At 66.4% G+C, this 25,451-nt stretch carries 20 protein-coding genes and 1 tRNA gene; 16 read left to right on the top strand and 5 right to left on the bottom strand.

The window, feature by feature from the left end; genetic code table 11:
- Positions 1-10: 10 nt before the first annotated feature.
- Complete coding sequence (locus C7402_RS15485; RefSeq protein WP_112171422.1) at positions 11-1,129, top strand: ABC transporter ATP-binding protein; 1,119 nt, start codon at positions 11-13, stop codon at positions 1,127-1,129.
- Positions 1,130-1,227: 98 nt separating this feature from the next.
- Here the strand turns inward: C7402_RS15485 and C7402_RS15480 are convergent, their stop codons facing one another.
- Both C7402_RS15480 and trxB read right to left on the bottom strand, forming a co-directional pair.
- Positions 1,228-1,995: a Smr/MutS family protein gene (locus C7402_RS15480; protein WP_112171421.1), complete on the bottom strand. Its 768-nt coding sequence runs from the start codon at positions 1,993-1,995 to the stop codon at positions 1,228-1,230.
- A 187-nt stretch (positions 1,996-2,182) separates the two neighbouring features.
- Positions 2,183-3,178, bottom strand: a complete 996-nt coding sequence (trxB, locus tag C7402_RS15475) for a thioredoxin-disulfide reductase (RefSeq protein WP_116611205.1) — start codon at positions 3,176-3,178, stop codon at positions 2,183-2,185.
- A 450-nt stretch (positions 3,179-3,628) separates the two neighbouring features.
- Here trxB and C7402_RS15470 point away from each other — a divergent pair, with 450 nt between their 5' ends.
- Together C7402_RS15470 and lolA are read left to right on the top strand one after the other, a co-directional pair.
- Positions 3,629-5,947 (top strand): DNA translocase FtsK, encoded by a 2,319-nt coding sequence (locus C7402_RS15470; RefSeq protein ID WP_112171419.1) that lies wholly within the window; start codon positions 3,629-3,631, stop codon positions 5,945-5,947.
- Between the two features lie 78 nt (positions 5,948-6,025).
- Positions 6,026-6,733 (top strand): outer membrane lipoprotein chaperone LolA, encoded by a 708-nt coding sequence (gene lolA / locus C7402_RS15465; protein ID WP_112171418.1) that lies wholly within the window; start codon positions 6,026-6,028, stop codon positions 6,731-6,733.
- An 87-nt stretch (positions 6,734-6,820) separates the two neighbouring features.
- On the opposite strand, the gene C7402_RS15460 is transcribed toward lolA, so the two are convergent.
- Positions 6,821-7,891 (bottom strand): MBL fold metallo-hydrolase, encoded by a 1,071-nt coding sequence (locus C7402_RS15460; RefSeq protein ID WP_112171417.1) that lies wholly within the window; start codon positions 7,889-7,891, stop codon positions 6,821-6,823.
- Between the two features lie 284 nt (positions 7,892-8,175).
- Here C7402_RS15460 and C7402_RS15455 point away from each other — a divergent pair, with 284 nt between their 5' ends.
- The 10 genes from C7402_RS15455 (at position 8,176) to bioB (ending at position 19,848) form a co-directional block, all read left to right on the top strand.
- Positions 8,176-8,604, top strand: a complete 429-nt coding sequence (locus C7402_RS15455) for a MerR family transcriptional regulator (RefSeq protein WP_112171416.1) — start codon at positions 8,176-8,178, stop codon at positions 8,602-8,604.
- A 29-nt stretch (positions 8,605-8,633) separates the two neighbouring features.
- A complete protein-coding gene (gene aceK / locus C7402_RS15450) occupies positions 8,634-10,436 on the top strand; it encodes a bifunctional isocitrate dehydrogenase kinase/phosphatase (protein WP_116611250.1) in 1,803 nt (600 codons plus the stop codon).
- 44 nt (positions 10,437-10,480) lie between these two features.
- Entirely contained in the window at positions 10,481-11,677 is a 1,197-nt protein-coding gene (locus tag C7402_RS15445) for an acetyl-CoA C-acetyltransferase (RefSeq protein ID WP_112171415.1), read from the top strand.
- A gap of 90 nt (positions 11,678-11,767) precedes the next feature.
- Positions 11,768-12,445, top strand: a complete 678-nt coding sequence (locus tag C7402_RS15440; RefSeq protein WP_116611204.1) for an SDR family oxidoreductase — start codon at positions 11,768-11,770, stop codon at positions 12,443-12,445.
- 134 nt (positions 12,446-12,579) lie between these two features.
- Complete coding sequence (locus tag C7402_RS15435) at positions 12,580-13,032, top strand: YchJ family protein (protein WP_116611203.1); 453 nt, start codon at positions 12,580-12,582, stop codon at positions 13,030-13,032.
- Between the two features lie 533 nt (positions 13,033-13,565).
- Positions 13,566-14,963, top strand: coding sequence for a dienelactone hydrolase family protein (locus C7402_RS15430; RefSeq protein WP_112171412.1), 1,398 nt, complete (start codon positions 13,566-13,568; stop codon positions 14,961-14,963).
- A 432-nt stretch (positions 14,964-15,395) separates the two neighbouring features.
- Entirely contained in the window at positions 15,396-16,775 is a 1,380-nt protein-coding gene (gene bioA, locus C7402_RS15425) for an adenosylmethionine--8-amino-7-oxononanoate transaminase (RefSeq protein ID WP_116611202.1), read from the top strand.
- Position 16,776: 1 nt separating this feature from the next.
- Entirely contained in the window at positions 16,777-17,994 is a 1,218-nt protein-coding gene (bioF, locus tag C7402_RS15420) for an 8-amino-7-oxononanoate synthase (protein WP_116611201.1), read from the top strand.
- Positions 17,991-18,704: a dethiobiotin synthase gene (gene bioD / locus C7402_RS15415; RefSeq protein WP_112171409.1), complete on the top strand. Its 714-nt coding sequence runs from the start codon at positions 17,991-17,993 to the stop codon at positions 18,702-18,704. Before bioF ends, bioD begins: the two co-directional genes overlap by 4 nt.
- 61 nt (positions 18,705-18,765) lie before the next feature.
- A complete protein-coding gene (gene bioB / locus C7402_RS15410; protein ID WP_116611200.1) occupies positions 18,766-19,848 on the top strand; it encodes a biotin synthase BioB in 1,083 nt (360 codons plus the stop codon).
- Between the two features lie 76 nt (positions 19,849-19,924).
- On the opposite strand, the gene cytX is transcribed toward bioB, so the two are convergent.
- Positions 19,925-21,241: a putative hydroxymethylpyrimidine transporter CytX gene (gene cytX, locus C7402_RS15405; RefSeq protein ID WP_116611199.1), complete on the bottom strand. Its 1,317-nt coding sequence runs from the start codon at positions 21,239-21,241 to the stop codon at positions 19,925-19,927.
- Between the two features lie 204 nt (positions 21,242-21,445).
- Between cytX and C7402_RS15400 the strand changes: the two genes are divergently transcribed.
- The 3 genes from C7402_RS15400 (at position 21,446) to C7402_RS15390 (ending at position 24,404) form a co-directional block, all read left to right on the top strand.
- Positions 21,446-22,777 carry a replication-associated recombination protein A gene (locus C7402_RS15400; RefSeq protein ID WP_112171489.1) on the top strand — a complete coding sequence of 444 codons (1,332 nt, stop codon included), beginning with the start codon at positions 21,446-21,448 and terminating at the stop codon, positions 22,775-22,777.
- 97 nt (positions 22,778-22,874) lie between these two features.
- Positions 22,875-24,167, top strand: coding sequence for a serine--tRNA ligase (gene serS / locus C7402_RS15395; protein ID WP_112171406.1), 1,293 nt, complete (start codon positions 22,875-22,877; stop codon positions 24,165-24,167).
- Positions 24,168-24,313: 146 nt separating this feature from the next.
- Positions 24,314-24,404: transfer RNA gene (locus C7402_RS15390), tRNA-Ser, on the top strand.
- A gap of 96 nt (positions 24,405-24,500) precedes the next feature.
- Here the strand turns inward: C7402_RS15390 and C7402_RS15385 are convergent.
- Positions 24,501-25,292: a glycosyltransferase family 2 protein gene (locus tag C7402_RS15385; protein WP_116611198.1), complete on the bottom strand. Its 792-nt coding sequence runs from the start codon at positions 25,290-25,292 to the stop codon at positions 24,501-24,503.
- Positions 25,293-25,451 lie beyond the last annotated feature (159 nt).

Raw genomic sequence — 25,451 nt, 5'->3', positions numbered from 1 at the left:
GATTCATAGCATGGCAAGCCTTTCCATTCGCGACGTCTACAAGACCTACCCGAACGGGGTGCCGGTCCTCAAGGGCGTGAACATCGACATCGAAGACGGCCAGTTCCTGATTCTGGTCGGCGGCTCGGGCTGCGGCAAGTCGACGCTGCTCAACATGATCGCGGGTCTCGAAACCGTGACCAAGGGCGAGATCATGATGGACGGCAAGGTGGTGAACAACCTCTCGCCGAAGGATCGCGATATCGCGATGGTGTTCCAGTCGTACGCGCTCTATCCGTCGATGACGGTGCGCGAGAACATCTCGTTCGGTCTGAACATCCGCAAGGTGCCGAAGGCCGAGCAGGCGCAGATCGTCGACCGCGTGTCGAGCATGTTGCAGATCCAGCATCTGCTCGACCGCAAGCCCGGCCAGCTCTCGGGCGGCCAGCGCCAGCGCGTGGCGATGGGCCGCGCGCTCGCCCGCGACCCGATCATGTTCCTGTTCGACGAGCCGCTCTCGAATCTCGACGCCAAGCTGCGTATCGAGATGCGCTCGGAAATCAAGCTGCTGCATCAGCGCGTGGGCAAGACGATCGTCTACGTGACGCACGACCAGATCGAGGCGATGACGCTCGGCGACCGCATCGCGGTGATGAAGGACGGCATCGTGCAGCAGTTCGGCGCGCCGCAGGACATCTACGATTCGCCGTCGAACCTGTTCGTCGCGGGCTTCATCGGCGCGCCGCCGATGAACTTCATCGAAGGCAAGCTGGTGGAGCAGGGCTCGGGCATCGGCATCGAACTCGACACGGGCGTGGCGCGCAACGTGCTGAACCTGCCGTTCGAGGCGAACAAGGTGCGCGGCCACATTGGCCAGAACGTGGTGCTGGGCCTGCGCCCCGAGCGCATCACCGACGCGCGCAGCTCGCACGACGGCCACGGCCACGAACTGCAACGTCACTCGGTGAAGGTCGACGTGATCGAGCCGACCGGTCCGGACACGCTCGTATTCGCGCAGGTCAACGGCAAGCGCATCGTGAGCCGCGTGCACCCGGGCGCGAATCCGCAGCCGCTCAACAACATGGAGCTGCTGTTCGACGTGTCGAAGGCCGTGCTGTTCGACCCGAAGTCGGAAGCGCGCATCGCCTGAGTTTCGCGCAAGCGAGTCGCGAAAAAAACCCGTTGACTGCGAGAGCAGCAACGGGTTTTTTCATATCGATACGGCGAAAACGGCGAATACGGCGGCGCTCAGGGCGCGTGATGCTGCCCGTGTCCCACCGTATGCGGCTGCAACAGCACGAGCACCGCGCCCGCGCCGCCGTCGTGCGGGCGCGCCTGGCAGAACGCGATGACTTCTTCCTTCTGCACGAGCCACGCGCGCACCTTGCCCTTGAGCACGGGCTCCTTGCCCGCCGAGCCGAGCCCCTTGCCGTGGATCACGCGCACGCAGCGCAGCCCGCGCTTGCCGGCCTCGCGGATGAACGTCTGCAACGCCTCGCGCGCTTCTTCGCGGCGCATGCCGTGCAGGTCGAGCTGCGCCTGCACGATCCACGTGCCGCGCCGCAGCTTCTTTACGACCTCCTCGCTGATGCCGGGGCGGTGGTAGTAGAGCGAGTCGTCGGTGTCGAGGTACGCCTCGGGGTCGAATTCGTCAGAGATCGCTTCGTGCAAGACGGCCTGCTCGTCGAGACGCGTTTGCAGCGGCAGCGGCACGGGCGCTTCGCGGCGCGGTTGCGCGCGCGGCGGCTGCTTGAGCGGCGCGATTTGGCCGATCTCGCGGCGAAAGAGGTCGCTGTCGGCGGCGGCTTCCACGCGCGCCGCCTGGGCGACCGCGCGTTCGCGCTCGCGCTGGCGGGTCTGCACCTTCAGCGCGTCGCGCAGGCTGCCGAGACCGGCAAAGCCCGTCGTCTTGCCGGTGTGGGTCTCGTCCGCCGCCGCAGCGGGGGCGGGCGCCGGAGCAGGGCGCGCGGGAGTGGGGCGCTTGGGCTCGCCCGGGTGGGGCACGTTCTTGGGCATGGCGAAAGACGCTGGTAAATCGGTCGTTTGCGTGGGCGGCTACAGGCTTGGCACGCTCGGCACGCGCGGTGGAGCGCGCCGCGGCAAAAGAAAAGGGCCGCCGGCTGGCTCGCCGCGGCCCTCGCTGCCGGTGCGCCGCCGGGTTTCAATCCGCTATTTTAGCGGCGTGACGCCCGGCTCGCTGCGCTTAGCGATCGGCTTCGGCGCTCATCACGTGCGCCTGGCCGAGTTCGTTGACGGTCTCGAGATAGCGCTGCGCGTCGAGCGCGGCCATGCAGCCCGTGCCCGCGCTGGTGATGGCCTGGCGATACACGTGGTCTTGCACGTCGCCGGCCGCGAACACGCCCGGCACGCTCGTGCCGGTGGCGTTGCCGCTCAGGCCGCCGTTCGTGATGATGTAGCCGTTTTTCATCTCGAGCTGGCCTTCGAAGATGTCCGTGTTCGGCTTGTGGCCGATCGCGACGAACAGGCCCTGCAAATCGAGGTCGGTGGTCTCGCCCGTCTTCGCGTTCTTGATGCGCAGGCCGTTGACGCCGCCTTCGTTGCCCTTCACTTCGTCGAGCACGTGATCCCACTTGATCTCGACCACGCCTTCCTTTTCCTTCTCCAGCAGGCGGTCGATCAGGATCGGCTCGGCGCGGAACTTGTCGCGGCGGTGAATGACCGTGACCTTCTTCGCGATGCCGGAGAGGTACAGCGCCTCTTCAACGGCCGTGTTGCCGCCGCCGACCACGGCCACATGCTGGTTGCGGTAGAAGAAGCCGTCGCAGGTCGCGCAGGCCGAAACGCCGCGGCCCATGTACAGCTCTTCGCTCGGCAGGCCGAGATATTGCGCCGACGCGCCCGTTGCGATGATGAGCGAGTCGCAGGTGTACTCGCCCGAGTCGCCGATCAGGCGGATCGGCTTTTCGTTCAGCTTGGCCGTGTGGATGTGATCGAACACGATTTCCGTGTTGAAGCGCTCGGCGTGCTCCAGGAAACGCTGCATCAGTTCGGGGCCTTGCACGCCGTTCGGGTCTGCGGGCCAGTTCTCGACGTCGGTCGTGGTCATGAGCTGGCCGCCCTGGGCGAGACCCGTGACGAGCAGCGGCGACAGGTTCGCGCGCGCCGCGTAGACGGCAGCCGTGTAGCCGGCGGGGCCGGAACCGAGAATCAGGACTTTGGCGTGTTTGGTTGCAGACATGATCGAATTCCGTAGAAAGGCGCTGCGTGGCGCGATATATCGGCCGCCCGGCATTGCGGCGGGGCTCACGCAGGTAGTTGGGCATCAGCGCGCAATTATAAAGGCGGGGGGAGTTCGCCGCTTGTCGATCCGAAGTTAGCGCTTCAGCGCTTACTTCGGTCCCATGCTGCGCGGCGGCCGATGAAGCTTCCTCATCGCGGCGATAGCCGCGCTCTTGCGGCGGCCCGGCGCCCCGCGCACCGGCGCATACGGCACAGCCGGACGCGGCGTGGCGTCGCGCCCCCGGCGTTGTCAGTTACCGTCATTTACAGCGAGGGGCCGCCGGGGCCGAAACAACCTGTTTACAATAGCCCGGATCGGACGACGGCGGCCGCGCCCGTCTGCCCGGGGTTTTCGGGCATACGCAAGGACTGGCAGACCGCAAACGCATCAAGAATCAGCCCAGGATCAATGGCAAAAGCTCCCTTTTCCGCGCAGGCGCAGGCATTGCCTCACCGCATGTCGCGCCTTTTCACCGAAATCCGCTGGATTTTGCAGGTCGCGCTCGGCGTGTTCCTGCTCATGGCGCTCATCAGCTACAGCCGCCATGACCCGAGCTGGACCCACGCCGCTCAGGTCGACCATATCTCGAACTGGGCGGGGCGCGTCGGCGCGCGCGTCTCGGACATCCTGCTGCTGCTGTTCGGCCTCTCCGCGTACTGGTGGATCGTGCTGCTCGGGCGCCTCATTTCGGCGAACTACCAGCGCATCACGCGCCACGAGGCGATTGCCGACGATGACGACGACAAGCCGCGCGACATCAGCTGGCTTGCAGAAGGCCTGTCGTTCGTGCTTGTCATGCTTTCGAGCTGCGGCATCGAAGCGCTGCGCATGTGGTCGCTCAAGGTGCAACTGCCCCAGGCGCCCGGTGGTGTGGTGGGCGGCGCCGTCGCGCGCGGCGTCTCGCACGCGCTCGGCTTCACGGGCGGCACGCTCGCGCTGCTGATCGCGCTGGCGATCGGCCTCTCGCTGTACTTCCGTTTTTCGTGGCTCTCGGTGTCCGAGCGGGTGGGCGAATCCATCATCAACGCCGTGACGATGGCCCGGCTGCGCCGCGAGGCGGGCCGCGACCGCAAGCTCGGCGAAGCGGCGGCCGTGAAGCGCGAAGGCAAGGTCGAGCGCGGCCGCGTGAAGATCGAGGAGCACGAGCCGGTCACGATCGTGCCGCCCGTGGTCACGCCGCAGCGCTCCGAGCGCGTGGAAAAGGAACGCCAGGTGCCGCTTTTCAAGGACCTGCCGGGGGACTCCACGCTGCCCGCGATCTCGCTGCTCGATGCGCCGCCGGTCGCGCAGGAAACCATCTCCGACGACACGCTCGAATTCACCTCTCGCCTGATCGAGAAGAAGCTCAAGGACTTCGGCGTGGACGTGGCCGTGGTGGCCGCGTACCCGGGCCCGGTCGTCACGCGCTACGAAATCGAGCCCGCGACCGGCGTGAAGGGCAGCCAGATCGTGAATCTCGCCAAGGATCTCGCGCGCTCGCTCTCGCTCGTCTCGATTCGCGTGGTGGAAACGATTCCGGGCAAGAATTTCATGGCGCTGGAGCTGCCGAACCAGCGCCGCCAGACCGTGCGCCTTTCGGAAATCCTCGGCTCGGCGGTGTATGCCGACGCGCCATCGGCGCTCACCATGGGCCTTGGCAAGGACATCGGCGGCAAGCCGGTTTGCGCCGATCTCGCGAAGATGCCCCACCTGCTCGTGGCCGGCACGACCGGCTCGGGCAAGTCGGTGGGCATCAACGCGATGATCCTCTCGCTGCTGTACAAGGCGAGCGCCGAGCAGGTCCGCATGATCCTGATCGACCCGAAGATGCTCGAAATGAGCGTCTACGAAGGCATTCCGCATCTGCTCTGTCCGGTCGTGACCGACATGCGCCAGGCCGGCAACGCGCTGAACTGGACCGTGGCCGAGATGGAGCGGCGCTACAAGCTCATGAGCAAGCTGGGCGTGCGCAATCTCGCGGGCTACAACAACAAGATCGAAGAGGCGAACAAGCGCGAGGAGAAGATTCCGAACCCGTTCAGCCTCACGCCGGACGATCCGGAACCGTGCCAGAAGCTGCCGCATATCGTGGTGGTGATCGACGAGCTCGCCGACCTCATGATGGTGGTCGGCAAGAAGGTCGAAGAGCTGATCGCGCGTATCGCGCAGAAGGCGCGCGCGGCGGGTATCCACCTGATTCTGGCGACGCAGCGCCCTTCGGTGGACGTGATTACCGGCCTCATCAAGGCCAACGTGCCGACGCGTATCGCGTTCCAGGTGTCTTCGAAGATCGACTCGCGCACGATTCTCGACCAGATGGGCGCCGAGTCGCTGCTCGGCATGGGCGACATGCTCTACCTGCCGCCCGGCACGGGCATGCCCGTGCGCGTGCACGGCGCGTACGTCGCCGACGACGAAGTCCACCGCGTGGTCGACAAGCTCAAGGAGCAGGGCGAGCCGAACTATATCGAGGGCATTCTCGAAGGCGGCGTAGGGGGCGAAGGCGACGAGGGCTCGGCTGCGGGAACCAGTGGCACCGGCGACGAGTCCGACCCGTTATACGATCAGGCCGTCGAAGTGGTGATCAAGAATCGCCGCGCGTCGATTTCGCTCGTGCAGCGGCACCTGCGCATCGGCTACAACCGCGCGGCGCGGCTGCTGGAACAAATGGAGCAGTCGGGGCTCGTCTCGGCGATGTCGTCGAGCGGCAACCGCGAGATCCTCACGCCCAACCGCGACGCCGAATAAGCCACGCCGGGCACGCCGCTTTGCGCGCCTGCGCGGCTTCCCCGCCTGCCAAAGATATTTCCTCCTGGAGAACGATAGATGCAGTATCCCGCTGGACAACCGACCCGCTTTGCGCGCACGGCGCGCCGCGCGCTTTTCGCCGTGCTCGGCGCGTCGGTCCTGATGGTCTCGCAGGCGTATGCGAGCGGCACCGATCAACTCAAGCAGTTCGTTTCCCAGGTGCATGCCGCGCGCGGCAATTTCGTGCAGCGCGAGCTGAAGGCGCCCTCGAACGCAAAGAACGCGAGCGACGCCATCGCCACCGCCACGCTGAACGCCAAGACGTCGAGCGGCACGTTCGTGTTCTCGCGGCCCGGCAAGTTCATCTGGTCGTACGAGAAGCCGTATCAGCAACTGCTGCAATCGGACGGCGACAATCTCTACGTCTACGACAAGGACCTGAACCAGGTCACCGAGCGCAAGCTCGGCGGCGCGCTCGGCGCGAGCCCGGCGGCGATCCTGTTCGGCAGCAACGATCTGGAGAAGAACTTCACGCTGTCCGACGCGGGCGTGAAGAACGGCATCGACTGGCTGGAGCTGATTCCGAAGTCGAACGACACGCAGTTCAAGAGCGTGGGCATCGGCTTTCGCGACGGCAACCTCGAGGCGATGGAACTGCACGACGTGTTCGGCAACGTGACGCTGCTCACGTTCTCCAACATCGAGAAGAATCCGTCGCTGCCGGCTTCCGCCTTCAAGTTCGTGCGGCCGAAGGGCGCCGATCTGATCACGGGCGGCTCGAACTAAACCGGCTGCGCGCCTCGCCGGAAACAAAAACGGGCGGTCCCACACGGGCCGCCCGTTTTTCGTTGTGCGTGCCTTCCGGGTGCGGCCTCAGGCCGAGAACCGCACCACGCCGTCCGCGCCGGTCGCTCGCTTGACCTTGCCCGCGAGCCAGAGCAGATGCAGGTGCGCGAGCGCCTCGCCCATCGCGAAGGTCATCTGGTGGATGTCGAGCTCGCGCTTGAACATGATCGGGACGATGTCGGCGGCGCTTTGCGGCGTGCGCTCGCAAGCCTCGACGACTTCGGCGAGACGCGCGTCGTGGTGCGCGCGCAGTTGCGCGATGCGCGTGCGCACGCCGCGGAACGGCTTGCCGTGCGAGGGCAGCACGAGCGTGTTCTCGGGCAGCGTCTCGTAGCGGCCGAGCGATTCGAGGTACAGGCCGAGCGGATTGCCTTCCGGCTCCATGTCGAACACCGAGACGTTGGTCGAGATGCGCGGCAGCACCATGTCGCCGGAGATCAGCACGCCGGTTTCTTCGCAGAACAGCGCGCAATGCTCGGGCGAATGCCCGTAGCCCGTGATGACGCGCCAGTCGCGCCCGCCAATGGCCACCGTGTCCGCTTCGCGCAGGCGGCGGTACTGGCCGGGCAGCGCCGGCACGAGGTTGCCGTAGTAGCCGCGGCGGTTGCGCAACTGGTCGAGCGAGGCCTCGTCAGCCAGGCCGTGGCGGGCGAAGTGGCGCGCTGCGCCTTCGCCGCCCGCGTTCGAGCCGTCGCCGGCGGCCATCACGCGCGCCTGCATGTATTCGCCGAGCGTGGCCCACAGCCGGACGTCCCAGCGCTTTTTATCGCCGCCCGCGCAAATCCAGTGCGCGAGGCCGATATGGTCCGGGTGGCAGTGCGTGACGATCACGCGCAGCACCGGCAGGCCTTCGAGCTGATGGTCGAACACCGCTTCCCAGCGGGCCTTGATGGTGTCGTTGGTGATGCCGCAGTCCACCACGGTCCAGCCTTGCTGGCCGTCGATTTCGTCGCGCAGCAGCCAGAGGTTGATGTGGTCGAGCGCGAACGGCAGCGGCATGCGCAGCCATTTCACGCCGGGGGCGACGTCAAAGGCGAGGCCGGGCTCCGGCAGAGTGTCGGCGTAGGGATAGTCGAGCTGGTGTTCGAGGGCGTTCATTGGGGGTGTCTTCTCCTGACTCTGATCCCGTGCAGGGATGTTGTTATCGGGCGCGATCGGGGGGCACATCGGCGCCGTCGGGCACCACCGGCCGCAACCGCCGCCGCGCCGTTCCATTGTCGCTGCATTGCGGCATTTTTGCAGGGAACGCTTACCAATGTGATGTCTCCGGGTTTTCCCGCACCGGTTGCGCAACCGCGTAGTTGACGATAACGTAAACGTCGATTCTATCGCCCCGCGCGCCGCTTTGCTGAGCGCGCCGGGCCAGCCGCACTTCGCCCACCATGACGACCCAGTACACGATTACCGAACTCGCCCGGGAATTTGACGTGACGCCGCGCGCGATCCGCTTCTACGAGGACCAGGGCCTGCTTGCGCCGAGCCGTGAAGGCGCGGGCGGTCTCAAGCGCGTATTTTCGGGGCGCGATCGCACGCGGCTGAAGCTGACGCTGCGCGGCAAACGCCTCGGCTTCACGCTCTCCGAAATCCGCACGCTGCTCGATCTCTACGAATCGCCCACCGACACGCTGCCGCAGCTTCAGGCCTTCCTCGACACGGTCGTGCATCACCGCGACATACTCGAGCGCCAGCGCGCCGACCTCGACGCGACGCTCGAAGACCTCGCGCAGTACGAGGCGCAGGCGCGCGCGCTGCTCGACAAGAACGCGGCGCGCGAGCGCGAAGCGCACGCGCACGCCGGCGCGAAAACCTGAGGCTCGCGCGCCGCACGGTCATGGCCGCCATGAAACATTTCCCGAAACTGCTTTCCTCGCAGATCGGCTTCGATGTCGCGCAGACCATGCTCGACGGTTTCAACCGCCACTACCGCAACTTTTGCGAGGCGGCGGTGCGGGCGAGGGCGTTCTTCGAGGCGGCCGACTGGCACGCCTTGCAGCGGCTCGCGCGCGAGCGCATTGCCTCCTATGACGATCGCGTGAAGGAGTGCGTGCGCGCGCTCGAAGACGAGTACGACGCCGAGAGCATCGACGACGAAGTGTGGCAGCAGATCAAGCTGCACTACATCGGCCTGCTCACGGCCCACCGGCAGCCCGAATGCGCGGAGACGTTCTTCAACTCCGTGTGCTGCAAGATCCTGCATCGCTCGTACTTCAACAACGATTTCATCTTCGTGCGGCCCGCGATCTCGACGGAATACATCGAGAACGACGAGCCTGCCGCGAAGCCGACGTACCGCGCTTACTATCCGGGTAAGGACGGGCTCGCGGCGACGCTTGCGCGCATCGTCACGAATTTCCAGCTGGAAACGCCGTTCGAGGACCTCGGGCGCGACGTGGACTGCATCATGCAAACGATGCTCGAGACCTTCGGCGTGATCGAGCCGAAGCCGAACTTCCAGATTCACGTGCTTTCGTCGCTGTTCTTTCGCCATCAGGGCGCGTATATCGTCGGGCGCATCATCAACGGCGATCTGCTTGCGCCGCTCGTCGTGCCGATCCGTCACGTGGAAGGCTGCAAGCTCGCGCTCGATACGGTGCTGCTGCGCACGGAGCCACTGCTCGTTCTGTTCAGCTTCTCGCACTCCTATTTCCTCGTGGACATGGAGGTGCCGTCGGCCTACGTGGCGTTTCTGCGCACCGTCATGCCGCGCAAGGCGAAGGGCGAGATCTATACGTCGCTTGGCTTGCAGAAGCAGGGCAAGAACCTGTTTTATCGCGACCTGCTGCACCACCTCTCGCATTCGAGCGACCTGTTCATCGCCGCGCCGGGCATCCGCGGCATGGTGATGATCGTGTTCACGCTGCCTTCGTTCCCATACGTCTTCAAGGTCATCAAAGACAGCTTTCCCGCGCCGAAGGAGACCACGCGCGAGCAGGTCGAGGCGAAGTACCGGCTCGTCAAGCGTCACGACCGCCTGGGCAGGCTTGCCGACACGCTCGAATATTCGAGTGTGGCGCTGCCTGTCGCGCGGCTCGACGACGCGCTCGTGCGCGAACTGGAGACGCTCGCGCCTTCGATGATCGAATACGAGGGCGAGAACCTCGTGATCCGCCATGTGTACATCGAGCGGCGCATGGTGCCGCTCAACCTCTATTTGCAGAATGGCAGCGACGCGGAGGTCGAACACGGCATCCGCGAATACGGCAACGCGGTGAAAGACCTGCTGCGCGCGAACATTTTTCCGGGCGACATGCTCTACAAGAATTTCGGCGTGACGCGCAACGGCCGCGTGGTGTTCTACGACTACGACGAGATCGAATACCTCACCGACTGCAATGTGCGCGCCGTGCCGCCCGCGCGTAATGAGGAAGACGAACTATCGGGCGAGCCATGGTACGCGGTCGGCCCGCACGACATCTTCCCGGAAACCTACGGCACCTTTTTGCTGGGCGACCCGCGCGTGCGGCGCGCGTTTCTCGCGCATCACGCGGACTTCTTCGAGCCCGCGCTCTGGCAGGAAAGCCGCGCGCGGCTCATGGCGGGCGAGGTGCCGGACTGCTTTCCCTACGACACATCGATACGCTTTAGCGTGCGCTACCCGGAACGCTTCGCGCGCGACGACGCGCCTGCGGTGCGCGTGGCGTGAGCGAAGCCAACACGTTTGACCCGGATTCATCAAGGAGCAGAAACATGAGTGAGACGCAAAAGCAGGACGCCATCGTGATCGTTTCGGCGGCGCGCACGCCGATGGCCGGTTTTCAGGGCGACTTCGCGTCGCTCACCGCGCCGCAGCTCGGCGCGGCGGCGATCGCGGCGGCCGTGGAGCGCGCGGGCCTGAAGCCAGAGCAGGTCGACGAGGTGGTGATGGGCTGCGTGCTGCCCGCGGGGCAGGGCCAGGCGCCCGCGCGCCAGGCGGCGCTCGGCGCGGGCCTGCCGCTCGCCGCGGGCGCGACGACGGTGAACAAGATGTGCGGCTCGGGCATGCGCGCGGCGATGTTCGCGCACGACATGCTGCTGGCGGGCTCGGCCGATGTCATCGTGGCGGGCGGCATGGAGAGCATGTCGAACGCGCCGTACCTGCTGCCGAAGGCGCGCGCGGGCATGCGCATGGGCCACGGCCAGGTGCTCGACCACATGTTCCTCGACGGCCTCGAAGACGCCTACGACAAGGGCCGCCTCATGGGCACGTTCGCGGAAGAATGCGCGGGCGAGTTCGACTTTTCGCGCGAGCGCCAGGACGCGTTCGCCATCGAGTCGCTCAAGCGCGCGAAGCGCGCCAACGAAGACGGCTCGTTCGCGTGGGAAATCGCGCCGGTGAAGGTGGCCTCGCGCGCGGGCGAGACGACCATCGAGCGCGACGAGCAGCCGTTCAAGGCGAACCTCGACAAGATCCCGACGCTCAAGCCCGCGTTCAGCAAGACCGGCACGGTGACGGCTGCGAACTCGTCGTCGATTTCGGACGGCGCGGCGGCGCTTGTGATGATGCGCGAATCGACCGCGAAGCAGCTCGGCCTCACGCCGCTCGCGCGCGTGACGGGGCACGCCACCTTCGCGCAACAACCGTCGAAGTTCACGACGGCGCCCGTGGGCGCGATCAACAAGCTGTTCGGGAAGACCGGCTGGAAGGCGAGCGACGTCGATCTCTACGAGATCAACGAAGCGTTTGCCGTGGTCACGATGGCCGCGATGAAGGCGCATGACCTGCCGCACGAAAAGGTCAACGTGAACGGCGGCGCGTGCGCGCTCGGCCACCCGATCGGCGCCTCGGGCGCGCGCATTCTCGTTACGCTGATCGGCGCGCTGCGCACGCGCGGTCTGAAGCGCGGCGTGGCGACGCTGTGCATCGGCGGCGGCGAAGCCACGGCGATGGGCGTCGAACTGCTGTAGGCTAGTGCCGGATCCGGCGCGCCGCGTTTTCAACGGCAAAGAAGTGGTGCGCCGCAACGGCTTCACGGCAGATACGGGAAAGGTGGCGAGATGAAAACAGCGTTGATCGTAGGGGCGTCGCGGGGCCTGGGTCTCGAGTTCGCGCGGCAGTATGCGAAGGCCGGCTGGCGCGTGTTGGCCACGGCGCGCGGGCCCGAAGCCCTCGAGGCCTTGCGCGAAATCGGCGCGCAGACCTTCCAGCTCGACATCGCGCGGCCCGAGGACATTGCGGCGTTCGGCGTGAAGCTCGACAGCGAGCGGCTCGACGTGGCGCTCATCGTCTCCGGCGTCTATGGCCCGCGTACCGAAGGTGTCGAGACCATCACGGCCGAGGACTTCGAATACGTGATGAACACCAACGTGCGCGGTCCAATGCAACTGATCCCGGTCCTGCTGCCGCTCGTGGACGACACTCACGGCGTGCTTGCCGTGCTGTCGAGCCGCATGGGCAGCATTGCCGAGACCACCGGCACGACGGGCTGGCTCTATCGTGCGAGCAAGGCCGCGCTCAACGACGTACTCAAGATCACCTCGCTGCAAACGCGCCGCGCCACCTGCGTCGCGCTGCATCCGGGCTGGGTGCGCACCGACATGGGCGGCGCGCATGCGGCGATCGACCCGGCGGTGAGCGTCGCGGGCATGCGCGAGGTGGTGGCCGAGGCGGCCGCGGCGCGCGATGTCTTCAACGGCCGCTTTTTCCAGTACGACGGCACCGAGCTCGACTGGTAAAGCGCCGTGCGCTTGCGCTACGCTTGCGGCCTCGCGTAGCGGGGCGATGGCGTCCCGCACGCCATGCGCTGCCGCCACGCGCTTGCAGGAGCCGCGCAAGCCCCCGCGCGGCCCGCGAACGGAGCCCTGAACCGATGATCGCTGAAATCCCGCGCGCCGCCCGGCCCGCCGACTGTCCTTGCGGCGGTGCCGCGCCCAATCAGAAACCGGGCGCCAAGGCGCCGCGCTACGCACAATGCTGTGGCCGCTTCATCGACGAAGCGGCTGTGCCCGTTACCGCTCTGGAACTGATGCGCTCGCGCTACACGGCGTACGTTCTGGGCGTCGAACCCTATTTGCGCGCGACGTGGGCACCCGAAACCTGCCCGGCCGATCTGGATGTCGATCCCGCCGCCGAAGGCGCGCCGCGCTGGCTCGGTCTCGCCATCAAGCGCCACGAGCAGCGCGACGACACGCACGCCATCGTCGAATTCGTCGCGCGCTACAAAACCGGCGGCCGTGCCCACCGGCTGCACGAAACGAGCCGCTTCACGCGCGGCGACGACGGCCGCTGGCGCTATGTCGACGGCGATGTTTCATCTGACTGATGGAGCGCCTGCCGCTGCCATAGCGTCAGTAGTAACGCCTTTGCAAACAAGCACTTACTGAACGAATCCGGCGAGTGTTGCCCGTGCGCGACGCTCGCAATCCACGTCTTTTTTATTTTTCGCGCCCCCCCGCGCTCAAGCCCAAAGCCGCGCACACGCCGCTCCAGCGGGCTTGCGCGCCGTTGGCACGCCTTATGCCGGGTTACCCCTCAATTGCACAACAATTATTTGTCGTGCGAGTATGTAATCACGGTGTCCGATTCGATACGTAAGCGCATAGTGAAAACGTGATTTTGCGTGTGCTTCTATCGATTGCAAACGGGTGCTGGCGGCGGGTCTGATCGAAGATAGCACTGCGCCGCGCAGGTATTCCGGTCGGTTTACTCCCCCGTAACGGGTCACACAAGCGCACCTGGCTTCCCGGCCAGGCGCCACGGTGTCTCGTTGTGCCCGGAAAGGGCGCTGCGGTCGGGTTGGGCCGGGTCGGACGGAAGTCGGGTTCACAGCAGGTTTTTTGCAGGTGGGTGTCGCGTATGGCGTTCAGAAAGCTCCTTACCGGGTGGGTTGTAGCCGGCACAGCGTGTCTGCTTTCGGTCGCGCACGCTGCGTCGCTTTCCGAACCGGCAAGTGCGCCTGTGAACTCGCAGCACGCGGCCAGCGCCGCGTCGACGCACGCCGCCGACGCTTCCCGCTCGAACCTCTCGGGCGGTCCCCTCGGTAACGCCAACGTGCCGCGTCTCGCGCTCGACGACGCCTATCTGCCCGCCGTGCACTCGGACATGAACGAGCAGGTGATCCGCGTTCCCGTGGACGCCGCCGGCGACGTCACGCTCGAAACCACGATTTATCGCCCGGACGGCCCCGGCCCCTTCCCGATGGTGATCTTCAACCACGGCAAGATTCCCGGCGACCCGCGCCTCCAGGCGCGCAGCGACCCGCTTTCTTTCGCGCGCGAATTCGTGAGCCGCGGCTACGTGGTCGTCGCGCCGAACCGCCAGGGTTTCGCGGATTCGGGCGGCTCGTACCAGCAGGACGGTTGCAACGTCGCGGGCAACGGGCTCGGCCAGGCGGCCGACGTCGCCGCGACCATCGCCTACATGTCGAAGCAGCCGTATGTCGACGCCAACCAGATTGTCGTGGCGGGCACGTCGCACGGCGGCCTCGCCACCATGGCCTACGGCACCGAGGCTGCGAAGGGCGTGCGCGCCCTCATCAACTTCTCGGGCGGACTGCGCCAGGACGCCTGCACGGGCTGGCAGAACAACCTGACCCAGGCGTTCGGCGACTACGGCGGCAAGGCGCGCGTGGCCTCGCTCTGGCTCTACGGCGACAACGACTCGGTCTGGTCGCCCGATCTCGTCACGAAGATGTTCGCCGCGTACCGCGATGCGCAAACGGGTGAGAATCACCCGGCCGCGCTTGCGAAGCTCGTGGACTTCGGCTCGTACAAGAACGACGCGCATCGCCTCGTGGGCGACCGCGACGGCGTGAAGATCTGGTGGCCCACGGTCGAGGCGTTCCTCGCCAGCCAGGGCCTGCCCACGGCGGTTCAGTACCGCGTGGCGGCGCCGGTCGCGCCGCATGGCACCGGCTACGCGCAGATCGACTCGGTGGGCGCGGTGCCCTTCGTCGATCAGGCGGGCCGCGACGGCTATCGCAACTTCCTCAAGCAGTATCCGAGCCGCGCGTTCGCGGTGTCGGACTCCGGCGCATGGTCGTGGGCCGAGGGCGGCGACAACCCGATGGCCGTGGCCATCGCGAACTGCGAGAAGCACAGCGCCGATCCGTGCCGCCTCTACGCCGTGAACAACGCGGTGGTCTGGAACAATGGCGGCACGCAGACCGCCCAGAACGGCGACGACGACAACGCGCACGCCACGGCGGACAACGGCAACGCCGACGTTGGCGGCCACTCGCTCGCGAGCCGATAAGACCCGTTTCCTCACCTGTTTCAGCAAAACGGCCCGATATCGGGCCGTTTTGCTTTTCATTGCCGCCCGCCGTTCTGCGCCGGTTTGAGCGTCTGCCGGCGTGCCTGCCTGAGCGCTTGCCTGAGCGCCCGCGTGGCGCCTGGTCTCGTGCTTCCCACTTGTCTCCTGTATGCCGGGCGTCGCCAAAAATGGCGTGCGCGCGGCCGCTCGTTCTGCATTTTCACACCGCGCCGCAGATTTTTTTGCATAAGGCGGGTTCACTTTGCCGTCGTCATCTCCGCGCATTTCGGGTCTTTGTTTTCGATTGGCTCCGAGCTGTCCTGAAATGCGCCAAACGTCGATCCGGCAAGGCTTTGCGGGCGATTTTCGGGGTAGTGCATTGCGGCAGCGAACAGGCTAATCTCGGTCCCGCTGTCGTATCGGGAGTCGTACTTGAATTCGCAATCGAACCTTGCCCGCGAGGAGCGCGCCGCGCACGCCGCGACCGATTGGGTCGCGCGCAGCCTGCGCGCCGTGTGGCATCCCTGCACCCAGATGAAGCACCACGAGCGTTTGCCGCTCGTGGCGGTCGCGCGCGGCGACGGGCCGTGGCTTCATGACCGCGAGGATCGCCGTTATCTGGACGCGATCAGTTCGTGGTGGGTGAACCTCTTTGGCCACGCCAATCCTTCGATCAATGCCGCGCTCAAGGCGCAGCTCGACACGCTGGAGCACGTGATGCTCGCGGGCTGCACGCACGAGCCCGCGGTGGAGCTTGCCGAGCGTCTTTCGGCGCTGACGGGTGGCGTGCTCGGCCATGCGTTTTTCGCGTCCGATGGCGCATCGGCCGTTGAAATCGCGCTGAAGATGAGCTTTCATTCGTGGCGCAATCGTGGCGAGAACGACAAGCGCGAATTCGTCTGTCTTGCCAACAGCTATCACGGCGAGACCATCGGCGCGCTCGGCGTGACCGACGTGAAGCTGTTCCGCGACGCCTACGATCCGCTGCTGCATCACGCGCATGTGGTCGCGTCGCCCGACGCGCGCGCGGCACAGCCCGGCGAAACGGCGGCGGATGTCGCGGGCCGTGCGCTCGCCGATGTCGAGCGCCTTTTCCTCGAGCGCGAAGGCCGCATCGCCGCGCTGATCGTCGAGCCGCTCGTGCAGTGCGCGGCCGGCATGGCCATGCACGATCCCGCGTACCTCAAGGGCCTGCGGGCGCTGTGCGACCGCCACCGCGTGCACCTGATCGCCGATGAAATCGCTGTGGGCTGCGGGCGCACCGGCACGTTCTTCGCCTGCGAGCAGGCGGGCGTGTGGCCCGATCTGCTCACGCTTTCGAAGGGGATTAGCGGCGGCTATCTGCCGCTTTCGATCGTGCTCTCGCGCGACGCCATCTACGAATCGTTCTACGACGACGATACGACGCGCGGCTTTTTGCATTCGCATTCGTACACGGGCAATCCGCTCGCGTGCCGCGCGGCGCTCGCCACGCTCGATCTGTTCGAGCGCGACGACGTGCTCGCCGCGAACACGCGCAAGTCGGCGCAACTGCGTGCGCTGCTCGAGCCGTTCGCGGCGCACCCGCTCGTGCGCAACCTGCGCCAGTGCGGCACGATTCTCGCGTTCGATGTCGCGCTCGCCGACCCGCAGCGCGCGGCCACGTTTTCGCGCCGCTTCTTCGAAAACGCGTTGCAGCGCGAACTGCTGCTGCGCCCGATCGGCACGACGGTCTACGTCATGCCGCCTTATATTCTGGACAACGAAACACAGGCGTTCCTCGCAACCCGCACGCGCGAGACGTTCGACGCCACCGTCGCGGAGGACCTCTGATATGACATTGCTCCACACCCTCGAACAAGGCCTGCGCGAGATCGACGCGCGCGGCCTGCGCCGCCGCCGCCGCACCGCCGACACGCCTTGCAGCGCCCATATGCAGGTGGACGGCCGCGCGACCATCGGCTTCGCGAGTAACGACTATCTCGGTCTCGCCGCGCATCCGCAACTGGCCGCGGCCATTGCCGAAGGCGCCCAGCGCTACGGTGCGGGCAGCGGCGGCTCGCATCTGCTGGGCGGCCACTCGCGCGCGCACGCGCAACTCGAAGACGATCTCGCGGCGTTCGCGGGCACCTTTATCGACGCGCCGCGCGCGCTGTACTTCAGCACCGGCTACATGGCGAATCTCGCCGTGCTCACGGCGCTCGCGGGCCGCGGCACGACGATCTTCTCAGACGCGCTCAACCACGCTTCGCTGATCGACGGCGCGAGGCTCTCGCGCGCCGAGATCGCGATCTATCCGCACGCCGACATGGCGGCGCTCGCCGCGATGCTCGAAGCCTCGGATGCCAGCGCGAAAGTGATCGTGAGCGACACCGTGTTCAGCATGGACGGCGATGTCGCACCGCTCGCGCGCCTCGTCGAGCTGGCGGAACAGCATGGCGCATGGCTCGTGGTGGACGACGCGCACGGCTTCGGCGTGCTCGGCCCGCAGGGTCGCGGCGCGCTGGCGCAAGCCGCGCTGCGCTCGGAGCATCTCGTGATGGTCGGCACGCTCGGCAAGGCGGCGGGCGTGTCGGGTGCGTTCGTCTGCGCGCACGGCACCGTGATCGAATGGCTCGTGCAGCGCGCGCGGCCGTATATCTTCACGACGGCTTCGTCGCCGGCGGTGGCGCACGCGGTGTCCGCGAGCCTGCGTCTGATCGAAGGCGAGGAGGGCGATGCACGGCGCGCGCATCTGAAGCATCTCATTGCTCGCACGCGCTCGCTGCTCAACGATACTTGCTGGCAGCCGGTGGATTCGCATACGGCCGTGCAGCCGCTCGTGATCGGCGCCAACGAGGCGACACTCGCTCTCCAGGCCACGCTCGAACGCGACGGCCTCTGGGTGCCCGCGATCCGGCCGCCGACCGTGCCCGAGGGCACCTCGCGCCTGCGCATTTCGCTCTCGGCGGCGCATTCGGATGCGGATCTCGACCGCCTGAACGCTTCGCTGCAACGCGCGAGCCTTGATGCGCTCGATGCACGCACAAACGCGCGGGAGCTTGCGGTATGACGGTTTCGCTGTTCGTCACCGGCACCGATACCGAGATCGGCAAGACCTTTGTGAGCGCGGCCTTGTTGCGCGGCCTCACGCATGCGGGGCTGCGCGCCACGGCGCTCAAGCCCATCGCCGCGGGCGCGTACGAGCGTGACGGCGTCTGGCACAACGAGGACGCCGATCAACTCGACGCCGCCGCGAGCGTGCTGTTGCCGCCGGAGATGCGCACGCCCTTCCTGCTCAAGGAGCCCGCCGCGCCGCATATCGCCGCGGCACTGGAAGGCGTGACGCTCGACATGGCGCGCATCGTCAGCGCTCACGCGCAGGCGTGCGAGCGCGCGGACGCGGTTGTCGTGGAAGGCGTGGGCGGGTTTCGCGTGCCGCTCACGGCGACCGAAGACACCGCCGATCTCGCCGTCGCGCTCGGCTTGCCCGTGGTGCTCGTGGTGGGCATGCGGCTTGGCTGCATCAGCCACGCGCTGCTCACCGCCGAGGCGATCGCCGCGCGCGGCTTGACGCTCGCGGGCTGGGTCGCGAACCGCATCGATCCGGCCATGACGTTCCCCGAGGAAAACATCGACGCGTTGCGCGAGCGCCTCGCCGCCCAGTACGGCGCGCCGCTCATCGGCGTCGTGCCGCACATGCGCGGCGCGAGCGCCGACGATGCGGCAGGACACCTGAACATCGACACGTTGCTCGCACGCCTGCGCGTGCGCGCCGCTTAATGTACGCGCTTAGTGTACGAATGGCACTGACCGCCCAGTCATAAAGAAGGACCACGACACCATGACGCAAACCCACATCGACCTCACCGCGCTCAAGCAAACCGCGCCGAGCGCGCAAGCCGCCGCAGAAGCGAACGCACGCTGGCGCGTCGCCGACGTCGCCGCGCTCTACGAGCTGCCGTTCAACGATCTGATGTTCCGCGCGCAGCAGGTGCATCGCGAGCATTTCGACGCGAACGCGGTGCAGCTTTCCACGCTGCTCTCGATCAAGACCGGCGGCTGCGAGGAAGATTGCGCGTACTGCCCGCAGTCGTCGCATCACGACACGGAACTGGAGGCCGGCAAGCTGATGGAAGTCGGCGCCGTGCTGGACGCGGCGCGCGCGGCCAAGGCCAACGGCGCGACGCGCTTTTGCATGGGCGCGGCATGGCGCAATCCGAAGGATCGCCACCTCGAGCCGATCAAGGACATGATTCGCGGCGTGAAAGCGATGGGTCTGGAGACCTGCGTGACGCTTGGCATGCTCGAAGACCACCAGGCGAAGGCGCTCGCTGAAGCCGGCCTCGACTACTACAACCACAACCTCGACACGTCGCCCGAGTTCTACGGCAAGATCATTTCGACGCGCACCTACGACGACCGCCTCGAGACGCTCGAGCGCGTGCGCGACGCGGGCATCAACGTGTGCTGCGGCGGCATCGTCGGCATGGGCGAATCGCGCCGCGAGCGCGCGGGCCTGATCGCGCAGCTGGCGAACATGGAGCCGTACCCGGAGTCGGTGCCCATCAACAATCTCGTGCAGGTGAGCGGCACGCCGCTCGAAGGCACCGAGCCGATCGACCCGTTCGAGTTCGTGCGCACAATCGCGGTCGCCCGCGTCACGATGCCCAAGGCGATGGTGCGCCTCTCGGCCGGCCGCGAGCAGATGGACGACGCGCTTCAGGCGTTGTGCTTCATGGCGGGCGCGAACTCGATTTTCTACGGCGACCAGTTGCTCACCACGAGCAATCCGCAGGCGGAAGCCGACCGCAAGCTGTTGCAGCGTCTGGGCATCAGCGCGCAGGCCGCGCAGCATCTGCCTGCCGATGACCACGCGCATCACGAGCATCACGCGCATCATGGCGGCTGCGGCCACTGCGAGTGACGCCTGACACGTCGCCAGGAAGAAAAAACGCCACGATTCGTGGCGTTTTTTTATGGCGCAATCGAAGTCCGGCGCCTCAGGCGTAAGCCGCGCGCCGACGACCCGTGAGCACGAGATAGCACAGCGCGCCGACCACGAGCGCGGGCAGCGTCGCGCCGAGATTCGGCAGCCACTGGTTGAGCGCATGATACGCGCCGATGCCGAGCGCCCATGCGATGAACGCGCTCACGTGCCAGCCGCCCGAATAGCCATACGCGCCGTTCAGATCGGCCAGCGCCTGCGCGTCGATGCGGCGGCGGCGCACGATGAAGTGATCGGCGAGCACGACGCCGAAGAGCGGCGCGAACACCGAGCCGATGAAAAGCAGGAAGTTCTCGTACTTCGCCATCGGCACGATCAGACCGATCAGCGTGCACAGCGCGCCGAACGCGGCCGAGAGCCAGGGGACGCTCGCACGCGTCCAGAACGTGCCGGTCGAAACGGCGGCCGAGTGGATATCGGCGAAGGCGTTGTCGATTTCGTCGATCAGCACGAGCAGCAGCGCGAGGCCGCCGCCGGCCTGGGCGAGCGCCGTGGTGAGCAGCGCGTCGCCGCCGCCTGCCGCGAGGCCGTAAATCGCGCCGAGCGCATAGAACCACAGGTTCGCGATACCGTAGCCGAACAGCGTGCCGCGGAAGGTTTCGCCCGCTTTGCGGCCGAAGCGCGTGTAGTCGGCGATGAGCGGCAGCCACGAGAGCGGCATGGCCACCACGAGGTCGATGGCGCTGCCAAACGGCATTTCGCCCGTGCCGGGGCGGCGCATCAGCGCGCCAAGATCGTGCTTCACGAGCAGGCTCCACGTGAGCCAGGCCGCGCCCGCGAGCAGCAGCCAGATGCCCCACGTGCGCAGGAAGCGCCGCACGAACGAGAGCGGGCCGCTGATGGCAAGCAGTGTCGCCAGAAGGCCGAAGATCACGGTCCAGACGAGCGGCATCGACAGATTGAGGGCTTGTTTGGCGAGCGCGTCGGCGGAGTCGCGCATCACGATGATCTCGAACGAGCCCCAGCCCACGAGCTGCACCATGTTGATGACGGCCGGAACCGACGCGCCGCGAATGCCGAGCGTGGGGCGCAGCGACGACATGGCCGCGAGTCCCGTGTCCGTGCCGATCACGCCCGCGAGCGCGAGCAGCACGACGCCGATCACGCTGCCGATCGCGATGGCCGTGAGCGCGTGCGGCAGCGAGAGGCCGGGCACGAGCAGCGCGCCCGCCTGCGCGACCAGCAGGCCGATGCCGAGCGAGAACCACAGCGCGAAGGCGTCGCCGGTGCGGAACTGGCGGCGCGCGTCGGGCACAGGCACGTTCGGTGCGTAAGTGGAGCCGGCGTCGCCGGCGTGCGAATCTTGAGTCATGTGGAACGCTTCCCTGGGTTTTGTCTGTTTTATCCGGTTCCGTCAGCCTGAGCGATGGAGCCCGCGTCTCGCGCCGCGGCGCACGCTGTCATAATGCACGACTGCATCCGGTGCGGCAGGCCGCTTTGCGGCGACGGGACTGTGTCCCCGAATTCGCCGCAAGCGCTTGGCCTGCCGGAAAGCCGTCATTATCGCGAAAACGTCATGTTTGAAGAAACCCGTGCCAACGTCCCCCTCGCCGAACGGCTGCGCCCGCGCTCCATCGACGAGGTCATCGGCCAGAAGCATCTGCTCGGGCCCAACAAGCCGCTGCGCGTCGCGTTCGAGTCGGGCGAAGCGCATTCGATGATTCTCTGGGGCCCGCCGGGCGTGGGCAAGACCACGCTCGCGCGCCTCATGGCCGACGCCTTCCACGCCGAATTCATCGCGCTCTCGGCGGTGCTCTCGGGCGTGAAGGATATCCGCGAGGCCGTGGAGCAGGCGCAACTGCATCGCGCGCGCGGGCACCAGACGCTCGTGTTCGTCGACGAAGTCCATCGCTTCAACAAGAGCCAGCAGGACGCCTTCCTGCCGCACGTGGAGTCGGGCCTCTTCGTGTTCATCGGCGCGACCACGGAGAATCCGTCGTTCGAGGTGAACAGCGCATTGCTCTCGCGCGCGGCGGTGTACGTGCTCAAGAGCCTCGACGAGGAGGAGCAGGGCGAACTGCTGGCCCGCGCGAGCGCGGAACTGGGCGGCCTCACGTTCACGGACGAAGCGAAGAAGGCGCTGATCGGTTCCGCCGACGGCGACGGCCGCAAGCTCCTGAACAACCTCGAAATCGTCGCGCGCGCGGCCGCACAGCAGAAGAAGACCGAGATCGACGGCGAACTGCTCGGCAGCGCGCTCGCCGAAAACCTGCGGCGCTTCGACAAGGGCGGCGACGCGTTCTACGACCAGATCAGCGCGCTGCACAAGTCGGTGCGCGGCAGCAACCCGGACGGCGCGCTCTATTGGTTCTGCCGCATGCTCGACGGCGGCGCCGACCCGCGTTATCTCGCGCGGCGCATCGTGCGCATGGCGTGGGAGGACATCGGTCTGGCCGACCCGCGCGCCGGGCGCATCACGCTCGACGCCGCCGAGACCTACGAGCGCCTGGGGTCGCCCGAAGGCGAACTCGCGCTCGCGCAGGCCGTCATCTATCTCGCCGTGGCCCCCAAATCGAACGCGGGCTACAACGCCTATAACGAGGCGCGGCGCTTCGTGAGCAAGGACCAGTCGCGCGCGGTGCCCATCCATCTGCGCAACGCGCCCACGAAGCTCATGAAGGAACTGGGCTACGGCCACGAATACCGCTACGCGCACGACGAACCCGACGCGTATGCGGCCGGCGAAACGTATTTGCCCGACGGCATGCGCGAGCCGCGCTGGTATCAGCCCACGCCGCGCGGACTCGAAGGCAAGATCGGCGAAAAGCTCGCGCGTCTGGCCGACCTCGACGCGCGGTGGCGCGAAGACCACCGGGAAGAAATCCGCGAGAGAAAGCGCAAGGGCTGAATCGACGTAAATCACGGTGACGCCCGTCACGCCGGGATGCCCCGGCCGGTGCGCTAAAATCGTCCCTTCACACAACGAAACTGCGTCTCACAATCCCATGCTCGACATCCAGCTGCTGCGCAAAGACCTCGACGGCGTCGCGAAGCGCCTCGCCGACCGCGGCTATACCCTCGACGTCGCGGCTTTTTCCGCGCTCGAAGCGGAACGCCGCGCCATCCAGACCCGCACCGAAGAGCTCCAGGCGCGCCGCAACAGCCTGTCGAAGCAGATCGGCGCGATGAAAGGCCGCGGTGAGGACACCTCGGCGGTCATGGCCGAAGTGGGCGGTATCGGCGACGAGATGAAGACGTCGGCCGCCAAGCTCGACGAAATCCAGTCGAAGCTCTCCGACCTGCTGCTCGGCGTGCCGAACCTGCCGCACGAAAGCGTGCCGGCCGGCAAGGACGAAAGCGACAACGTCGAAGTGCGCCGCTGGGGCACGCCGCGCGCGTTCGACTTCGAGGTGAAGGACCACGTGGACGTCGGCACGCCACTCGGTCTGGACTTCGAGACGGGCGCGAAGCTGTCGGGCGCGCGCTTCACGATGCTGCGCGGCCAGATCGCGCGCCTGCACCGTGCGCTCGCGCAGTTCATGATCAACACGCATACGCTCGAGCACGGCTACACGGAAACCTACACGCCCTACATCGTCAACCCGGAAATCCTCTACGGCACGGGCCAGTTGCCCAAGTTCGCCGACGACATGTTCCGCGTGGAGAAGGGCGGCGGCGAGAACACGGTTACGCAGTACCTGATTTCGACCTCGGAAATCTCGCTCACGAACACGGTGCGCGAGAGCATCGTGGAAGGCAGCGCGCTGCCGATCAAGCTCACGGCGCATTCCCCGTGCTTCCGCTCGGAGGCCGGCTCGTACGGCCGCGACACGCGCGGCATGATCCGTCAGCACCAGTTCGACAAGGTCGAAATGGTGCAGATCGTTGCCCCGGAAACGTCGTATGACGCGCTGGAGCAGATGGTCGTCCACGCGGAAACCATCCTCCAGAAGCTCGGCCTGCCGTACCGCGTCATCACGCTGTGCACGGGCGACATGGGCTTCTCGGCCACCAAGACGTACGACCTCGAAGTGTGGCTGCCCGCGCAGAACACCTACCGGGAAATTTCGAGCTGCTCGAATACGGAAGCGTTCCAGGCGCGCCGCATGCAGGCACGCTATCGCAACGCGCAAGGCAAGCCGGAGCTCGTGCATACGCTCAATGGTTCGGGTCTCGCGGTGGGCCGTACGCTCGTGGCCGTGCTCGAGAACTACCAGGAAGCGGACGGCTCGGTCACGGTGCCGGAAGTGCTGCGGCCGTACATGGGCGGCGTGGCGCGTCTCGAAGCGGGCGCCTGAAACAGCGCTGCACGGCGCGGAACATGTGATGCGCTTGCCCTCGAAATTTTTTAAAAAAGGGCTTGCGTAACGCAAAATATGTTCTATAATCTTCGCTTCTCTGGTCGCCGACCAAGACCGGAGAAGCAGTAAAAATGCAGTAGCCCGGAGAGGTGGCAGAGTGGTCGAATGTACCTGACTCGAAATCAGGCGTACGGTTTCCCCGTACCGTGGGTTCGAATCCCACCCTCTCCGCCAAATTCAGAAAACCCCCGCATGCTTAACCGCTGCGGGGGTTTTTGCTTTTCGGCGCTCCGGCACGGCTCGCATGCCGCAGCGCACGTTCACTTGCCCTCACTTGCGCATGTGTCCGCGCATTTCCAGCGCGCGCAGGTACGTGCCCGAGATCGACGATCCGCCGTGATGCACGATCTTCTCGTCGACGAGCGCCCACACCGACTTGCCCGCCGCGCGCACGCGCCGGCAGAACGACAGATCCTCCGACAGATACACGCCCTTTTCACCGACCGTGTCGAAGAACGCGTAGAACTTGCCGTCCGGCAGATAGCCTGCGTACTGGGCCGGCGGGCGGTAGAGCTCGGTGTGCGGCAGGATGGCCTCCAGCGCGTCGCGGCGCACGAGGAAAATGCCCGTGCCGATGTGGCTCACTTCCGCCCAACCGCCGGATACGATGCTGCCGCCCGCTTCATTGGCCAGAATCGCCGTGTTGTAGTCCACCGTTTTCTCCTGCCATTCGCGCAGCGTGAGCCCCACGTCGGCGCTCGTGATCTGCTTTTCCCGGTCGAAATAGCGGTACGGGCAGGCGACGCCCGCCACGGGCTTGTCGCCGGCGATGAGGCGCTCGATGGCTTCGCGCGAGAAGTCCATGTCCGTGTCGAGAAAGAGGAGATGGGTGAACTCGGGATGGCTCAAGAAATAATTCGCGAAAAAATTGCGCGCGCGAATGATGTGCGACGAGGCCGTATGAATGTACTCGTAGCGGATGCCGCGCTCCTTGAGCGTTTCCATCAGCCGCGCGAGCGCCATGGCGAAGTCGAAGTGCACCGAGTTGTCGTACGTGGGTAGCGCAATCAGGAGGTTGAGCGCCGCATTCGTTGCGGCGGCGGAGGGATTACTTGAGGTCATGATCGGATTGGCAGCTTGCGATGTAAGATATTTCCCATTCTTGACGGCGGCTTGTGCTCGAACAATCGGAGATATCTGAAAATTCCGCGCGCAGCGGCGGAGGACTGCCGCGCCGCCAAAGCCACGGCGCTGGTACAAGGCGGCACAGCCGGTACAATC

This window comes from Paraburkholderia unamae (genome assembly GCF_003096875.1).
In the GTDB taxonomy this organism is placed as follows: Bacteria; Pseudomonadota; Gammaproteobacteria; order Burkholderiales; family Burkholderiaceae; genus Paraburkholderia; species Paraburkholderia unamae.
The sequence above is the reverse complement of the archived record's forward strand: the minus strand, read 5'-3'. Positions and strand labels throughout refer to the sequence as shown.

Excerpts from the sequence above, each read along its gene's own strand:
- C7402_RS15440 (WP_116611204.1), top strand. The coding sequence starts at position 11,768 with ATGAAAACAGCGTTGATCGTAGGGGCGTCGCGGGGCCTGGGTCTCGAG.
- bioB (WP_116611200.1), top strand. The coding sequence starts at position 18,766 with ATGACGCAAACCCACATCGACCTCACCGCGCTCAAGCAAACCGCGCCG.
- C7402_RS15435 (WP_116611203.1), top strand. The coding sequence starts at position 12,580 with ATGATCGCTGAAATCCCGCGCGCCGCCCGGCCCGCCGACTGTCCTTGC.
- serS (WP_112171406.1), top strand. The coding sequence starts at position 22,875 with ATGCTCGACATCCAGCTGCTGCGCAAAGACCTCGACGGCGTCGCGAAG.
- C7402_RS15445 (WP_112171415.1), top strand. The coding sequence starts at position 10,481 with ATGAGTGAGACGCAAAAGCAGGACGCCATCGTGATCGTTTCGGCGGCG.
- bioD (WP_112171409.1), top strand. The coding sequence starts at position 17,991 with ATGACGGTTTCGCTGTTCGTCACCGGCACCGATACCGAGATCGGCAAG.
- C7402_RS15470 (WP_112171419.1), top strand. The coding sequence starts at position 3,629 with ATGGCAAAAGCTCCCTTTTCCGCGCAGGCGCAGGCATTGCCTCACCGC.
- C7402_RS15460 (WP_112171417.1), bottom strand. The coding sequence starts at position 7,891 with ATGAACGCCCTCGAACACCAGCTCGACTATCCCTACGCCGACACTCTG.
- C7402_RS15385 (WP_116611198.1), bottom strand. The coding sequence starts at position 25,292 with ATGACCTCAAGTAATCCCTCCGCCGCCGCAACGAATGCGGCGCTCAAC.
- C7402_RS15480 (WP_112171421.1), bottom strand. The coding sequence starts at position 1,995 with ATGCCCAAGAACGTGCCCCACCCGGGCGAGCCCAAGCGCCCCACTCCC.
- cytX (WP_116611199.1), bottom strand. The coding sequence starts at position 21,241 with ATGACTCAAGATTCGCACGCCGGCGACGCCGGCTCCACTTACGCACCG.
- C7402_RS15455 (WP_112171416.1), top strand. The coding sequence starts at position 8,176 with ATGACGACCCAGTACACGATTACCGAACTCGCCCGGGAATTTGACGTG.
- aceK (WP_116611250.1), top strand. The coding sequence starts at position 8,634 with ATGAAACATTTCCCGAAACTGCTTTCCTCGCAGATCGGCTTCGATGTC.
- bioF (WP_116611201.1), top strand. The coding sequence starts at position 16,777 with ATGACATTGCTCCACACCCTCGAACAAGGCCTGCGCGAGATCGACGCG.
- trxB (WP_116611205.1), bottom strand. The coding sequence starts at position 3,178 with ATGTCTGCAACCAAACACGCCAAAGTCCTGATTCTCGGTTCCGGCCCC.
- C7402_RS15430 (WP_112171412.1), top strand. The coding sequence starts at position 13,566 with ATGGCGTTCAGAAAGCTCCTTACCGGGTGGGTTGTAGCCGGCACAGCG.
- lolA (WP_112171418.1), top strand. The coding sequence starts at position 6,026 with ATGCAGTATCCCGCTGGACAACCGACCCGCTTTGCGCGCACGGCGCGC.
- C7402_RS15400 (WP_112171489.1), top strand. The coding sequence starts at position 21,446 with ATGTTTGAAGAAACCCGTGCCAACGTCCCCCTCGCCGAACGGCTGCGC.
- C7402_RS15485 (WP_112171422.1), top strand. The coding sequence starts at position 11 with ATGGCAAGCCTTTCCATTCGCGACGTCTACAAGACCTACCCGAACGGG.